The 15043-nt window shown below is 67.6% G+C and carries 14 protein-coding genes; 4 read left to right on the forward strand and 10 right to left on the reverse strand.

Annotated features, from left to right (window positions below; all coding sequences use genetic code 11):
• Window positions 1-116: 116 nt before the first annotated feature.
• Together cydB and E6K79_02450 are read right to left on the reverse strand one after the other, a co-directional pair.
• On the reverse strand, window positions 117-1163 hold the full coding sequence (gene cydB, locus E6K79_02445) for a cytochrome d ubiquinol oxidase subunit II (protein TMQ66232.1): 1047 nt from the start codon (window positions 1161-1163) through the stop codon (window positions 117-119).
• A gap of 5 nt (window positions 1164-1168) precedes the next feature.
• Entirely contained in the window at window positions 1169-2533 is a 1365-nt protein-coding gene (locus tag E6K79_02450) for a cytochrome ubiquinol oxidase subunit I (GenBank protein ID TMQ66233.1), read from the reverse strand.
• A gap of 107 nt (window positions 2534-2640) precedes the next feature.
• On the opposite strand from E6K79_02450, the gene typA reads away from it, so the two are divergent.
• Window positions 2641-4458, forward strand: coding sequence for a translational GTPase TypA (gene typA / locus E6K79_02455; GenBank protein ID TMQ66234.1), 1818 nt, complete (start codon window positions 2641-2643; stop codon window positions 4456-4458).
• A 33-nt stretch (window positions 4459-4491) separates the two neighbouring features.
• Here the strand turns inward: typA and E6K79_02460 are convergent, their stop codons facing one another.
• The gene (locus E6K79_02460) at window positions 4492-5091 is read right to left on the reverse strand and encodes a DUF4126 domain-containing protein (protein ID TMQ66235.1); all 600 of its coding nucleotides are present in this window, start codon (window positions 5089-5091) and stop codon (window positions 4492-4494) included.
• A 131-nt stretch (window positions 5092-5222) separates the two neighbouring features.
• On the opposite strand from E6K79_02460, the gene E6K79_02465 reads away from it, so the two are divergent.
• The gene (locus E6K79_02465) at window positions 5223-5564 is read left to right on the forward strand and encodes a hypothetical protein (GenBank protein ID TMQ66236.1); all 342 of its coding nucleotides are present in this window, start codon (window positions 5223-5225) and stop codon (window positions 5562-5564) included.
• 19 nt (window positions 5565-5583) lie between these two features.
• Window positions 5584-6462 carry an EamA/RhaT family transporter gene (locus E6K79_02470; protein ID TMQ66237.1) on the forward strand — a complete coding sequence of 293 codons (879 nt, stop codon included), beginning with the start codon at window positions 5584-5586 and terminating at the stop codon, window positions 6460-6462.
• Here E6K79_02470 and E6K79_02475 read toward each other — a convergent pair.
• The 4 genes from E6K79_02475 to E6K79_02490 are packed head-to-tail and all read right to left on the reverse strand — an operon-like array spanning window position 6416 to window position 10446.
• Window positions 6416-7630: a serine/threonine-protein phosphatase gene (locus E6K79_02475; protein TMQ66238.1), complete on the reverse strand. Its 1215-nt coding sequence runs from the start codon at window positions 7628-7630 to the stop codon at window positions 6416-6418. The two genes, E6K79_02470 and E6K79_02475, sit on opposite strands and share 47 nt — an antisense overlap.
• A 28-nt stretch (window positions 7631-7658) precedes the next feature.
• A complete protein-coding gene (locus E6K79_02480; GenBank protein TMQ66239.1) occupies window positions 7659-8123 on the reverse strand; it encodes a GNAT family N-acetyltransferase in 465 nt (154 codons plus the stop codon).
• A gap of 4 nt (window positions 8124-8127) precedes the next feature.
• A complete protein-coding gene (locus E6K79_02485; protein ID TMQ66240.1) occupies window positions 8128-8553 on the reverse strand; it encodes a hypothetical protein in 426 nt (141 codons plus the stop codon).
• A 3-nt stretch (window positions 8554-8556) separates the two neighbouring features.
• Window positions 8557-10446 (reverse strand): FAD-binding protein, encoded by a 1890-nt coding sequence (locus E6K79_02490; protein ID TMQ66241.1) that lies wholly within the window; start codon window positions 10444-10446, stop codon window positions 8557-8559.
• 292 nt (window positions 10447-10738) lie between these two features.
• Between E6K79_02490 and E6K79_02495 the strand changes: the two genes are divergently transcribed.
• Window positions 10739-12601: a S9 family peptidase gene (locus E6K79_02495; protein TMQ66242.1), complete on the forward strand. Its 1863-nt coding sequence runs from the start codon at window positions 10739-10741 to the stop codon at window positions 12599-12601.
• Here the strand turns inward: E6K79_02495 and E6K79_02500 are convergent.
• Genes E6K79_02500 through E6K79_02510 form a run of 3 tightly spaced genes read right to left on the reverse strand, consistent with a single transcriptional unit; the run spans window position 12598 to window position 14959 of the window.
• A complete protein-coding gene (locus tag E6K79_02500; protein TMQ66243.1) occupies window positions 12598-13761 on the reverse strand; it encodes an FAD-binding oxidoreductase in 1164 nt (387 codons plus the stop codon). The genes E6K79_02495 and E6K79_02500 overlap by 4 nt on opposite strands.
• A complete protein-coding gene (locus E6K79_02505; protein ID TMQ66244.1) occupies window positions 13758-14174 on the reverse strand; it encodes a glyoxalase in 417 nt (138 codons plus the stop codon). The genes E6K79_02500 and E6K79_02505 overlap by 4 nt, the downstream gene beginning before the upstream one ends.
• 8 nt (window positions 14175-14182) lie before the next feature.
• Window positions 14183-14959, reverse strand: coding sequence for a transporter (locus E6K79_02510; GenBank protein ID TMQ66371.1), 777 nt, complete (start codon window positions 14957-14959; stop codon window positions 14183-14185).
• Window positions 14960-15043: the final 84 nt, after the last annotated feature.

Genomic DNA, 15043 nt, shown 5'->3' on the forward strand with positions numbered 1-15043 from the left:
ACGTGCTGCGGCGGGACCGCGGCGCATCCTGCCGAGAGCGCGACGGTCAAGAGCAGGGCGATGAGTCGACTACGCGTCATGAAATCTCTCCTTCCGTGGATTGGTAGTGACGAGCTTCAGTAACCCTCGCCCTCGCGTCCCAGGCGCACCTTCCCCGCGAACCGCCGATAAACATACGTGAAATAGACGGCCACGAGCGCCATGCCGATGACCCACCAGACAAGGCCGATTCGGAGCCCGTATTCGTGGGCCGCGGCATTCCGGATCGTGAGCGCGCGCGCCGGGTCCGTGATCGATGGAAGCACGTACGGGTAGAGCCCAAAGGCGGCGCTCGAGATCATGCCGACCAGATAGGCGCACGAGGCCAGGAACGCCCTGCGCTCCAGGCTCCGATGGGAGTACCACCGGACGCCCGCGAGCCCGGAGAGGGCCAGCGCGGGAAACGCGAGTCCCCATGGATATCGCGACAGGTTGGCGAGCACCTGGGGTTGAAGCCGCATCGTGCACCATGTGACGAGGGCGGTGAGCAATGCGGCGCCGATCCAGGCGCGGCGCCCGATCGCCCTCGCCCGCGCGGCGACCGGGTCATGGGTTTTGAGCGCGACCCAGAGCGCGCCGTGCATCACGAGCGCGGCGAGGGCCGCCAGCCCCACGAGCACCGTGTACCAGTCGAGGATGCCCGCGTCGGGCCCAGGACGAAGATCGACCCAGAGCGGCTCGAAGAACCGCCCGGTCTCGTCGAACGGGACGCCGCGGATCACGTTGCCGAGAGCCGCGCCGAAGAAGATCGCCAGGAGCGTGCTCGAGAACGCGAACGTCACGTCCCAAAGCGGCTTCCAGGCGTCGCTGTCGATGTGGTTTCGGAACTCGATGGAGCAGCCGCGGAGGATGAGGAGCCAGAGCACGATCATGAGCGGGAGATAGAAGCCGCTGAAACTGGCAGCGTAGAGCGCGGGAAATGCGAAGTAGAGCGTTCCCCCCGCGGCGAGGAGCCACACCTCGTTCCCGTCCCAGACCGGTCCGATCGAGGCGAGGACGGCGCGGCGCTCCTCTTCCGTTCTGGCGACGAAGAGGTGGACGATGCCCGCGCCCAGATCGAACCCGTCGAACACGACGTAGGCCGCGAGCATCAGTGCGACCAGACAGAACCAGAGCGTCTCCATGCCGCTCACCCTTGGGCCGGCGCGCCCGCCGGCCCCGATCCAGACGCGCGCTCGGCGACCGGCCCGTGGTCGAGCTCACGGCGCACGAGGAAGAGAAAGAGGATGCCCAGGACCGTGTATAGCCCCATGAATCCGATGAGCGTGAAGAGACCGTTGCCCGCGGAGACGTTCTTGGAATAGCCCTCCGCCGTCCGCATGACCCCGTAGATGAGCCACGGCTGGCGGCCGACCTCCGCGGTGATCCACCCCGCGGTGTTCGCGATGTAGGGGAACGGAACACACAGCATCAGGATCCAGAGCATCCACCGTGCCCCGTGGAGCGCGCCCCGCCAGAGGAGGAATGCCGCGACGCAGAAGATCGCGATGAAGAAGGTCCCGAGCCCGACCATGATGTGATACGCGTAGTAGAGAAGCGGGATGTTGTCGGGCCAGTCTCGCTTCGGGAACGCGTCGAGGCCCTTCACGTGCGCGTGCCAGCGCTGATAGGTCAGAAAACTCAGAAGGCGGGGCACGACGATCGGATTGTCGAGCCGCTGCCGCACCATGTCCGGCTGTCCGACGATGACGAGCGGGGCTCCCTCCTCCGAGCGGAAGAGTCCTTCCATCGCCGCGAGCGCCGCCGGTTGGTGCTCGGCGATCATCCGGCCTTGACCGTCCCCGGTCGGGAAGAGCTGCACGATCGATGAGATCGCGCCCACGGTGACGGCCAGACGAACAAAGAGCTTCGCCTGCTCCACGAACTGCTTCGTCAACAGGTAGTAGGCGCCCACACCAGCCATCACGAAGCAGGCGGTAAGGACCGCGCCGTTCATGTTGTGCGCGTACTGCCATCCCGCCCACGGATTCAAGAGGAGCGCCCAGAAGCTTCGGAGGGCGATCGTTCCCCCGGGGAGAACCTGGTGCCCGACCGGGTGCTGCATCCACGCGTCGGTGGCGATGATGAAGTACCCCGAGAGCCAGGAGCCCACGAATACCATGAGCGATGCGAACCAATGGCCGAGCTGACCGAGGCGGCGCTCGCCGAAGAGGAAGAGGCCCAGGAAGGAGGATTCGAGGAAGAACGAAAAGACCCCCTCCATGGCGAGGGTCTGCCCGATGACGCTGCCCGCGGCCTTGGAGAAGTCGGCCCAGTTCGTCCCGAACTGAAACTCCATCGGGATCCCGGTCACGACGCCGAGGGCGAAGTTGATCCCGAAGATCTTCGCCCAGAACCGGGCCGCGACGTTGTAACGCTCGTCACGGCGGCGAAGCGCGACGGTCTTCAAGATCAGGGTGAGGAGAGCGAGCCCCATCGTGAGCTGGGGAAAGAGGTAGTGAAATGTGATGGTGAACGCGAAATGAAGCCGGTGTACGGCGAGCGCTTCGTCCATGGACCCCTCCCGGGGCAGTAGTAGGTTCGCCCGCCCGATTAGGGAATCGCGCCCTCCTTGCCGGCCTTGCGGCGCCCCCGGACGATCTTTGCTACAATTGGCGGCTCATGATAGCACCACACATAGCACCCCATCCGCGTGCCGACCGCCGCGCCCTCGCCATCGTCGCCCACGTCGACCACGGCAAGACGACGCTCGTAGACGCCCTGCTGCGCCAGTGCGGCACGTTCCGCGTCGGCCAGCACGTCGAGGACTGCGTCATGGACTCGGGCGAGCTCGAGCGCGAGCGTGGCATCACGATTCTCGCCAAAAACACCGCGATCCGCTACCGCGACACGGTGATCAATATCGTCGACACGCCCGGTCACCGCGATTTCGGCTCCGAGGTGGAGCGCATCCTGACCATGGTCGAGGGGGTGCTCCTCCTGGTGGACGCGGCCGAGGGCCCACTCCCCCAGACCCGCTTCGTCCTGAAGAAGGCTCTCGAGCAAGGGAAGCGGCCGATCGTCCTGATCAACAAGATCGACCGCTCGGACGCGCGCCCCCTGGAGGTCGAGGAGGAGATCCACGACCTCTTCCTCTCGCTCGCGACCCGCGACGACCACCTCGACTTCCCCGTCCTCTACGGCTCGGGGCGGATCGGGTACGCGTCGCGCGATCCGGAGGCCGTCGCGGGCGATCTCCGGCCCTTGCTCGACACCATCCTCGAGCGTGTTCCCGCCCCGGTCGTCGGCGACGCGCCCTTCAAGCTGATCGTCGCCAATATCGACTACTCCGACTATCTTGGCCGGCTCGCGGTCGGCCGGATCTTCTCGGGCCAGATCACGCGGGCAACCGAGCTCGCGGCGATGCGCCCCGACGGGACGACCGTCCAGAAGGGCCGCGTCGGGAAGATCTACCTGTTCGAAGGCATCCAGCGCGTCGAGGTCGCCGACGCCTCGGCCGGCGACATCGTCGTCCTCTCCGGGTTTCCCAAGATCGAGATCGGTCAGACGATCCTCGATCTCGCCGATCCGACGCCACTCGAGGGGATCCGGGTCGACGAGCCGACGCTCTCCATGGAGCTCCGCGTCAACGATTCGCCGATGTCGGGGACCTCGGGAAAGTACGTGACCAGCCGGCATCTTCTCGAGCGGCTCGAGAAAGAGCTGGAGCGGAACGTAGGACTGCGCATGGAGCGGACACCCGACGCCGACTCGTTCCTGATCCTGGGCCGCGGCGAGCTCTCCCTCGCGATCCTCGCCGAGACGATGCGCCGCGAGGGCTTCGAGTTCTCCTTGGGCCGGCCACAGGTGATCCTCCGGAAGGGCGAGGACGGATCGGTGCTCGAGCCGTTTGAAGAGCTGGTGATCGACTGCGGCGAGGAGTTCACCGGGGCAGTGATCGCGGCGATCGGCGAGCGGCGCGGCGAGCTCCAGCATCTGGGCATGGAGTTCACCATTCCGTCCCGCGGCCTTCTCGGATTCCGGACGGAGTTCCTCACGCTGACCAAGGGGACCGGCCTCCTGAACCACCTCTTCGACAACTACGGTCCCCACAAGGGATCGCTCCCGAACCGGAAGCGCGGCGCGATGGTCGCGAAGGAGGCGGGCGACGTCACGGCGTACGCGCTGGATCAGCTCGGGGATCGCGGCCTTTTCTTCGTGAAGCCGATGGAGCGCGTCTACGCGGGGCAGGTCGTCGGCGAGCAGGTCAAGGACGGGGATCTGGTGGTGCAGGCATGCCGCAAGAAGCACCTCACGAACATGCGCGCCTCGACGGCCGACATCGCGGTGAAGCTGCAGCCGCCCCGCGACATGACGATCGAATCGGCGATCGAGTGGATCAACGACGACGAGCTGGTGGAAGTCACGCCCGGCGCGATCCGCATCAGGAAGCGGACCCTGGATCACACCCGGCGGAAGTCGACGGAAGACAGGACCTAGGGTTTCCCCGCCGGCAACTCGCCCGGCGCCCGGCTACGGCACCGTCTGCCGCTTCCTCGCGGCCGTATCCCGGAACAGGCGCCGGAAGTATCGCGCGACCTTCACGAAGATCCAGATCGAGAGCGCCATCAGCGCGACGACGATCCCGAGAGTCAAGAGCGGGTGCGCCGCCGCTAGCCAGGCCAAGGCGATCGCCAAACCGTCCTCCCCCACGCTCAGAACCCAATTGCTGATCGGCTCGGGGCTCGTGTTGACCGCGGCCCTCGTTGTCGCCTTCGTTCCGTGCGAGGTCAACGCGACGCCGCCCGCAACGAGCGCCGCGACGATCCGCCACGGCTCGGGCACGCCGGCGACGGCGGCATACGCGAGGATCGCCGCGGCCGGAGGACGGATGAAGGTGTGAAGCGTGTCCCAGGCCGTGTCGACGTACGGGATCTTGTCCGCGAAGAATTCGACCGCGTAGAGGAAGAGCGCCACGCCGATCACCACGGGGTGCGCTAGCGGATGGAGCGACGGGGGGAGCGTGACGACGCCGAACCGCTCCAGAAGCCCCAGCGTGGCGACCGTGGCGTAGAGGTTGAGGCCCGCCGCGAAGGAGGCTCCGAGCGTGAGACCGACCAGATGGGCCGACATGGAGGCTCCTTTCCGCGGAGCGCCGGGACCGAGAGCGGGCGCCCGCAGCGTGGGATTGTGTGGCCCGATGTTGATATACTACACGCTATGCCTTCTCCTCCCACGACTTCCAAATTGCGACCGGAGACTTCATGAAAATTACCGTGCTTGTGGTCTCAATCTTCATGTTCGGGCTCATCGCCGCCGGGTGCACCGAGCAGACGATCCCGATCCGCGACCTAAAGGCGAACTCTGGCGGGTATGACGGCAAGACCGTCCAGGTGGCGGGCACCGTGAAGAGCGCCGCCGGCGCGTTGGGGTACGGCGTTTACCAGGTCGACGACGGGACGGGAGCGATCATGGTTGTGACCGAGAGCGGCGGAGCGCCTGCCCAGGGCGCGAAGATCGGCGTTCAGGGGGTGTTTCATTCCGCGTACACGATCGGCACCGACGTCCTCGCCGTGATCGTGGAGAAGGAGCGGCGAACGCGTTAGTCGTGCTCAGGGACTCGCTTTGAGCCCCAAAGGCGTGGCGCGACTCCAGCTCTGCGCCACGGCAATACTCTTCTCGATCGGTGGAGCCGGCATCAAGGCCTGTGCCCTGACCAGCTGGCAGGTCGCCGGGTTCCGCTCGGGATTCGCGGCGCTCCTGATTCTCCTGGTCATCCCCGATTCACGCCGCGGCTGGACGTGGCGCACGACCCTGGTCGGGGCGTTGTACGCCGCCACGATGATCCTCTTCGTGCTGGCCAACAAGCTCACGACCTCGGCCAACACGATCTTCCTTCAGTCGACCGCCCCACTCTACGTTCTCCTGCTCGGCCCGTGGATTCTCAAGGAGAAGAACCGGCCGTCCGATCTGCTGGTGATGGTGATGGTCGCGCTGGGACTCGCGCTCTTCTTCGTGGGAAGCGAGGCTCCGCTCCGGACCGCGCCGGCGCCGCTTCGCGGAAACCTCCTCGCGATCGCGTCCGGGCTCATGTGGGCGCTCACCATGATGGGAATGCGCTGGCTGGGACGCGAGGAGCGGGTGGGCGGCGGAAGCGCGGCGCCCGCCGTGGCGGCCGGAAATATCATCGCGCTCTTGGTCTGCATGCCGTTCGCTCTTCCGGTGGTGGGCGCGCGACCGCTCGATTGGGGAATCGTGTTCGGGCTCGGCACGGTGCAGATCGGTCTCGCCTACGTGCTCCTGACGAAGGCGATTCGGTTCGTCCCGGCATTCGAGGCGATGGTCATTCTCCTCTTGGAGCCGGCGCTGAATCCGATCTGGGCGTGGCTCATCCACGGCGAGCGGCCCGGATCGCTGCGGCTTCTGGGCGGCGGAGTGATCCTGGCCGCGACCGGCCTCAAGACGTGGATGGATTCCCGAGGTAGCGCACCACGAGAACCGTGATGTCGTCGGCGGGCGGATGTCCCGCCGCGAAGAGGCGCGTGGCGTGCAGGACCTGTTCCAGGATCTCCTCGGGCGTGCGCCCAGCCCCGCGGGCGGCCAGGACGGAGTAGAGCCGCTCCTCTCCGAACTGTTCCCCGCTCGGACTCTCGGCGTCCGTGACCCCGTCGCTGAAGAGGACGAGCGTGTCGCCCGCGTCGAGCGTCACGGCTTCCTCCTCGTAGGTCGCGTCCTCGAACGCTCCGACGATGAGCCCGCCCTTCTCGAGGCGCTGCACCGCTCCGTCGCGAGCCAGGAGATAGGCCGGGTTGTGCCCGGCGCTCGAGGAGACGAGCCTTCCATCCGGCGTGAGGACCATGTAGGCGATTGTCGCGAATCGGGTCTCGATCCCGCGCTTGTAGAGTGCCTGGTTTACGCGCGAGAGCGTGGCGGCGGGTCCATCGTCGCGGTCCACGTGGGTCGTGAAGATCCCCTGCACCATCGCCGCGAGGATCGCCGCGGGCGGCCCCTTCCCCGCCACGTCTCCGAGCGCGAACCCCACGCGGTCGCCGGGAAGATCGAAGTACTCGAAGAAGTCGCCGCCGATCGTGCGGCACGGAATCGAAGCCCCCGCGGCGGCGTACCCCTTCCCGGCTCGGATCCGTGGCGGGAGGAGGGCCTGCTGGATCTCGGCGGCGATCCGCAGCTCCTGTTCCTCGCGCGTGCGGTTCTCGGCTTCCTCGCGGATCCGATGGATGAAGAGACGCCGCATCCGCGTAGCGTAAATCATCCCGAGGAAGAGCCCGGTGAAGATCGCGGAGAAGACGAGCAGCATCACGATGTCGCGCCCTGTGCCAAACGTATCCGGCGCGATCGTGAAGTTGAGGATGATCGCGGCGGCAACGCTCCCGAGCATGGCGGCCACGGCGTAGCTCGCGATCTGGAGCGGGTGGGCCTGGCCGGACTGGGGGTGGCCCCGCGGGACCAGCCTGGGCACGACCCAGCGGCTGTTCGCCTCGATGGCGAGCGTGATCGCGAACGAGAAGAAGAGCGACGCGACGTAGTAGTCGCCGAGCTTATCGACGGCGGAACCCTGCAGAAAGCAGAAGAAGAGCGCGAACGGGATGGCGAAGAGGGTCGGTCGAATAAGAAGCCGCCACAAATATCGGCTTCTGCGGGGGACTAGGCGCATGGCGGGCACGATGATACTCGAGACATGTCTAGAGCTCCCGCTCCATGAAAATCGCGCCAGGGATCGGATTCGCCCTGTAGGGGTCGATGTCACGGAATCCGAGCGCGCGGTAGAGCGCGATAGCCGCCTCCATGCCCGGGACGGTGTCGAGGCGCATGTACCGATAGCCGCGCGCACGCGCCTCCGCAAGGATGGCGTCGGCGAGCCGTTTCCCGAGCCCGGTCCCCCGGTGCGAGGGACGCACGTAGAGCCGCTTCATCTCGCATGTCTCGCCCGCGAGGGGGCGAAGGGCCACGCAGCCGGCGGCCGCGGAGCCGTCCAGCGCGAGAAGAATGACGCCCCGCGGCGACGAGTAGTCCCCGGGCAGCGAGGCGACCTCGCGGTCGAAGTCCTGGAACGAGAGGTCGAACCCGAGCGAGGCGGCGTACTCTTCGAAGAGCCCACGCGCCGTGGCCCAATCGGATTTGGATTCGGCGGCGCTGATCTCGACCACGGCCCTACTCCGAGGGGAACTCGGTCGGAACCGTCGCCGTGCAGTGGATCAGGGCGCGGTTGGCGCCGGCGTGCTTGAGAAGAGTGAGCATTTCCCCTTCGACGCGGAGCTTCCCCGTGAGGATCGCGGTCGCGGCGAGAGTCTTTCGCTCCAAGAGGTCCCTCCAGAGCGAAAACGGGGCCCGAAGCGCGAAGCCCGCGTCGGGGTGCGAGGGACCCGGCACGAATTCAGCTCCGTCGCACCGCCCCGCCTGGAGCTTCAGAAACAGGTAGAGCGGGTTCGCGAGGGCCGCATCCGCTTCGAACGCGAAGAGAAGGTTCCCGTTGAACCCCGCGCCCCACTTGGCGGCCGCGTTCCGGTACTCGCTCGACCGGTTGATCTCCTCGCGCAGGGCGGCGGACCACGCGGAGGTTCCGAATACGAAGGCCACGTCTCAGGCTTTCTTTGCGGCGGCGTCTCGCGCGACGCCGTTTCGGGCGGGTTTTCCCGGCGCGGATCGAAGCGGGACAAAGCCGGGGTTCAGCACCGAGTCAGGATCGTATTTCTGCTTGGCGCCACGGAGAAACTCCCACTCCGCGCCGAAGTGCGCGCGCCACTCCGCCTCGTCGAACTCCACGTAGCCGGAGAGGTAGCGCTTCCCGCCCATGGCGACGCTCAGCCGGCTCGCGTTCTCGAGCATCGGCTTCGCCTCGGCCCAGAATTTGGGCGGGATCGCGGGCAGGATGCCGAATCCCATCAGATTCTCCCCGGGGGGCCGCATGAAGAGACGCGACCGCGATGTGTTGCCTTTCGCGGGCCAGAGGAGCACGTGCCCGCCGACCAGGATCGAGGGAGGCAGATCGGGAAGGATCGCGTCCAGAAGATCGGGGGCGGTCTCCCACGGAAGCACGGTCTCCATCCAGGGGTGGACGTGCTCCCAGGTCCCGCCGCGCTTCCAGAGATCGAACACCGGGGTCAGCCGCTCGAAGAAGTCCAGCGTCGGGAGATCGTCGGTATAGAGCCGCTCATAGGGATTGAGGCCGCGGAGGAGCGCCGCGTCATCGGGCGGCGCGCCTGGCTCGAACTCCACAGTGAGGTGGAACGGGAAAAACCATTTCGCGAAGACCTGCCTGCGGCCGCCGACCGGCTTGGTCCCCTGCGGACACGGAGACGCCCAGCTCTCGAGATGATCCCAACGTCCGGAGTCCATCGCCGCGCGCGCGTCCTGCATGAAACGGCGGGCGTCGTCGTACAGGAGGTAGTAGGTGCGCGTCATCGATTTCATGCGGCGGAGCTTGAGCCGGGCGCGCGTGATGATCCCGACCTGCCCGAGCCCCGCGATGACCGACTGGAAGAGATCCTCGTCCCGTCCCGTCCCGCAGGTCACGAGGTCTCCCGCCCCCGTGACCACGTCGAGCTCGGCGACCTGATCCCCCTGCGTGCCGTGCCGGAACGACGCGACCCCGATCCCCGCTATCGAGAGCGTGCCGCCCACGGTGACGTCCAGGTTGTTTGTGAGGACGGGCGGCGCCAGCCCGAGCGGGGCCAAGTGTCGGACCAGGTCGCCCCAGACCGTTCCGCCCTCGACGTCCACCGTGAGCGCGTCCCGGTCGACGCGCCCGATCCGCCCGAGCGACGGCATGTCGAGAAGGATTCCGCCGTCGTTGATCGCGAGGAAGCTTTGGCTGTGCCCGGATCCACGCGCGGAGAGCGTGAGGCCCTTCTCCCGCGCGAACCGGATCGCCGCCACTACGTCGTCGGCGCTCTTCGGCTCGACCAGGTATCGCGGCGTCGCGGAGAAGACGTGCCCGAAATTGGTCGCGCGATCGCCGGAGACTTGATCTCCGGAAGAAACTGCGCCGCCGATCCGGTCTTGAAGCGGCTTCTGAGGTGCCTTCAAGTCGCCCGGGTCTTCGCCGGGACGTGCGCCGCCTTGTAGAGATGACGCAGGAGGAGCACCTGGCCGTAGTGGCCCGAGAAGTGCTCCATGATGTGATAGAAGTACCAGCGGATATTGATGACGCGCTGGGTTCCGTCGTCGCGCGTGCGGACGACCTCGCTGTCGAGATCGGAGTCGGACACGCCCTTCGCCGACTCCTTCAGAAATGCCCTCGCCTTGCGGAACAGCTCGTCGTAAAAGGCGATGTTCTTCGCCTTCAGGCTCGCGGGCGGCTTCCCGTCCTCGGGGACCGGCATGCCGTCGTCGTCCATGTTGATTCCCAGAACCGGCTCGGCCAAAGGCTTCGCCTCGCGCTTCAGGGCCACGAGCGTCCAGAACGCCTCGACGATCGCATTGTGGGCGAGCAGCATTCCGATCGTGTTCATCCCGGGCTTGGGCTGCCACTCAAGCTCCTCGGGGGTGATGTCGCGGGTGGCCTGCGTCAGGAGGCGCAGCTGATCGTCCATTTGCGCGAGGCAGGAGGCGACTTCCTTCGATTTATAGCCGGGCGGGATCTCGATGACCGAGCGCTGCGGGGTCGACATCGTGCACTCTCCGGGTCAAAACGGTTCGATTCGAGGGTTGACCAGACCGCAAGCATAGCAGGCCCCGGCGCCGCCGGCACGGGAGCCTTAGGGAGACCGCTCACGGCCCCGGTTGCGTAGACCGGCCGCCTCGCGCGCGGTATCATGCGCCGATGCCGCACCGCCCTCTACCGATCGAGCGAATCTACCTCGCGCACGATATCTCCGAACCGACGTTCGGCGGCGAGAACGAGATCTTCTACGTCCGCCGCGCCGACGGGAAGCGGAGCATCGTCCGCCAATCGCTCCGGACCGGCCTGGCCGAGAGCGTCACGTCAGAGCCGAGGCCGGCGGGGGGTGTCGGCTATGGCGGCGGCGTATTCACCGTGCGCCGAGAGACGCTGGTCTACGCCGCGGATGACGGCCGGCTTCACGCGATCGACCTGGTGGCCGGCGATCAGCGCGCCGTAACGCCCGCCTACGAAGGCGTCGCGGCGCCCTCGATCTCCCCGTGCGGCCGATTCGTGACGTTCCTCTGCGAGCAGGATGGGCATTGCAACGTCCTGCTCGCCGACCTTCGCGGCGGCGGCCTTCCGGTCAAGCTATCGGCCGATCCTTGGTACGCGTTCGACCCCACCGTTTCTCCGGACGGCTCGCGGATCGCGTGGCAGGAATGGGATCAGCTCGACATGCCGTGGGACGAAGCCCGGATCAAGGTCGCGCGCTTCCCGAAGCCGGCGGGATCGTGGAGCGCGGTGACCGACGCGCTTCCGATCTCGGTGTCGGTCGCGATCGGAAAGCCGAGGGTGAGCTACTCCTCGCCGCAGTGGAGCCCCGACGGGAAGCACCTAGCCTTCACGAGCGACGAGTCGGGGTGGAGATCGCTCTGGGTGGGCGGACCCGAAGGCGAGGGCGCGACGCGGGTGGAAACCGGCGAAGGCGAGGTCGGCCTCGCCGACTGGCTCCCCGCGCGGCACGGATATCGGTGGAACGGCGGCGGCTCGGCGATCTACGCGGTCCGGGCGCGGAAAAGCCGGGATACGCTGCTCCGGATCGGGTGGCCGGGCGGAGCGGTCGAGGAACTTCCCTCTGTCTACACCGACATGCAGGGTTTGAGTGTCCGAGGCGACTCGGTCGCGTTCGTCGGAGCCGACTTCGCGACGCCCCCCGCGCTGATCACGCGCGAGGGAGGCGTGGAGACGCCCCGGGCCACGACGTCGGTCGGGTTGATCGACAAGGCCTCGCTTTCGACGCCCGAAGTGATCTCGTGGAGAACGAAGGGAGGCGCCGTCGCGTGGGGCATCTTCTACCCCGCCGTGGGGCCCGGCGCCGAGCAGTCTCCGCGCCCTCTCCTCGTCTACATGCACGGCGGACCGACCTCGCAGGTGCCGCTGACGTGGCTCCCCCAGGCGCACTACTTCGCGACGCGGGGGTGGCACTATCTGGTCGTGAACCATCGCGGCGGGACCGGATACGGCCGCGCGTATCAGGATCTCCTCCGGGGAGGTTGGGGCGTCGTGGATCTGGAAGACGCGCGGACCGGCGCCGAGCATGTGATTCAGAACCGCGGCGCCGACCCCAAGCGGGTCGCGATCACGGGCGGTAGCGCGGGAGGTTACGCCACGCTCTGGGCCCTCACGCAGCAGCCCGAGTTCTGGACCGCCGGGGTCGCGCTCTTCCCGCTCGCTCAGATCTACGACGCGGTCATGGGCGCCCATCGATTCGAGCGCCACTACGAAGAAGGTCTGATCGGCCGGCTCCCGGAGGCCGGCGCTCTCTGGCGAGATCGCTCCCCCATCACGCACGTCGACAAGGTGCGGGCGCCGGTCCTGCTCTTCCACGGGACCGCCGACAAGGCGGTGCCCTACCAGCAGTCCGTCGATTTCGAGGAGGCGGTGCGGCGCCGCGGCGGAACCGCCGAGCTGGTCTCGTACGAGGGTGAAGGCCACGGCTTCGCGCAGGAATCCAACCGCCGCGACATGATGGAGCGGATGGAGCGCTTCCTCGACAAGTACGTCCTCACCCTCCAGCGCTAGAGCACGCCCGACACCGGATTCGGCTCTCCCTCATCAAATCGCGACGGCCTGAGCGCCGATACATCGAGCGTGGACGCGACCCCGTCGATGACGATCTCAGCGAGGAGCTGGCCCAGCGCCGGCGCGTGCATCACGCCGTGACCCGACGATCCGTTGATCAGGTAGAGATTCACGCAACCCGGGGCAGGGCCAAGGATGGCGTGCTTGTCGGGCGTCATCTCGTAGAGTCCAGCCCAGCAGGCAGGGAGGTCGATCGAGGCCCGCCGCAGCACCGGCACGCGCTCCCGGGCCACGCGCGCCACCGCGTCGCCCCATGCGGGATCGAAGGTCGCTTCGAACGGGCGGCCGGGGATGCCCGGCGTCGGCAGGAGCAGGAGCACGCGGCCGTCGCGAACGCGGAAGTGGAACCCGTCGCTCATGAAGATGGTCATCGGCGTCCCTTCGGGCAATAGATCGGTGACCGCCGTCGCGGCTACCTGCCGCCGCAATGGAGCGACCGGGAGCGCGACGCCGGCGTAGGCGGCGACCGGCGCGGCCCAAGCCCCGGCGGCGTTCACGACCGCGCCGGCGGGGATCCGGCCCCGCGAGGTCTCGACGTGGGTGATCCTCCCGTCGGTGCCGCGGCCGAATCCTACGACCTCGACTCCCCAATCCACGCGGACGCCGAGGCGCTCCGCGGCGGCGAGATAGCCTTCGAGAATTTTTAGCGGTCGAATGAACCCGTCGGTCGGGCAGAAGGCGCCGCCCAACACGCCTTCGAGGCGGACCGCCTGGCTAAGGCGGCCGATCTCATCGGGGCCGACGAGGACCGCTTCGACCAGCCCCTCCGCCTGCTGGATCCGGTTAGCCCGGGCGAGCGCGTCCCGCTCCGCTTCGGTCTGCGCGAGCCAGAGGTATCCCGCGGGCGAGTAGCCTGGGTCCGAGCCGACTTCCTCCTCGAATCGGCGGAGCTTCTCCCGGGCCAGAAGCGAGAGGCGCACGTTGATCGGCGTATCGAACTGGGCGCGAAACCCGCCGGTCGCGGCGCCCGTGCTTCCGAGCCCGGGGCCGGCCGCGCGATCCAGAACGACGACGTCCCGCGCGCCGCGCATCGCCAGGTGATAGGCCGCGCTCGCGCCCATGACGCCGGCGCCCACGACGGCGACCGACGCCGCGGTCATGCCGTGAAGACGTGCTCGGGATTCTTGAAGCTCTTGAACTCGAGGGCGTTTCCGCTCGGGTCGAGCAGGAACATCGTGGCCTGCTCCCCGGGCTGCCCCTCGTAGCGGGTCCGGGGCTCGATCACGAATGCGTGCCCGGCGGCGCGGATTCGCTCGGCCAGCGCGGCAAACTCGTCCCACGCCAAGATCGCGCCGAAGTGCGGCATCGGGACCGCGACGCCGTCCACCTGTCCCGTCTTCTCCGTTCGCATGATCGTCCCGGTCGTGTGCGCCGAGATCTGGTGTCCGAAGAAATCGAAGTCGACCCACGTCGCGGTGCTGCGCCCCTCGCGGCAGCCCAGCACCTCACCGTAGAAGCGGCGCGTCGATGGGAGGTCCTTCACGATGAAGGCGAAATGGAACGGACGCGTCATATGGTCGCTCAATGCTTCCAGTAAAAATCCTTGATGATCCACGCGACCACCGCGATCGCGACGACCAGGACCATCGCCCGGATCAACCCGTCGCCGCGGCGAACGACCAGATGCGCCCCGAGAAATCCGCCCAGGAGCTGCGCCGCCGCCATCGGGAGCGCCACCCCCCAGAGAATCTCTCCGTTCCGCGCGAACATCACCATCGCAGCGAAATTGGAGCCGAAGTTTAGCACCTTCGCCTCGGCGGTGGCGCGTGGGAGAGGCATGTGGATCAGCGTCGCGTACGCCGCGATGATGAAGGTCCCGGTCCCCGGCCCGAAGAACCCGTCGTACGCGCCCAGCGTGAGCGCGATGGCGGCCACGATGAGGCCCGCGCGATGTCCGACGGGCGGCGCCTCGCCCTCGCGAGGGCGAAACCGGCCGGACGCGATTAGGAAGGCGACGACCAGTAGGAGCACGATGACGATCGGTCTCAGAACGCCTGGCCGCAGCATGAGCGCGAGCGCGGCGCCGGACGCCGAGCCGACGATCCCGAGCGGGAAGGAGATCCGGGCGGTCTTCCTCTCGATCAGGCCGGCGTGGCGGTACCGGACGATCGCCGCGAAGGAGCCGAACGTCGACTGTCCCTTGTTCGTGCCGAGCGCGAGGTGGGGCGGGAGACCGACGGCGAGGAGCACGGGCACGGTGATCAGGCCCCCTCCTCCCGCGATCGCGTCGACCGTGCCGCCGCACAGGGCGGCCGCGCAAAGAACCGCCGCCTGCGCCGCCGAGAGATCCACGGCTATCCGAGGGTCGAGCAGGGTCGCGAGCGCATCGCGCGAATTATGCACGGGGCGCGCCCGGGGACAAGACCTCTCGCCGGTGGTGAC

This window comes from Candidatus Eisenbacteria bacterium (assembly GCA_005893305.1).
Taxonomy (GTDB): domain Bacteria; phylum Eisenbacteria; class RBG-16-71-46; order SZUA-252; family SZUA-252; genus WS-9.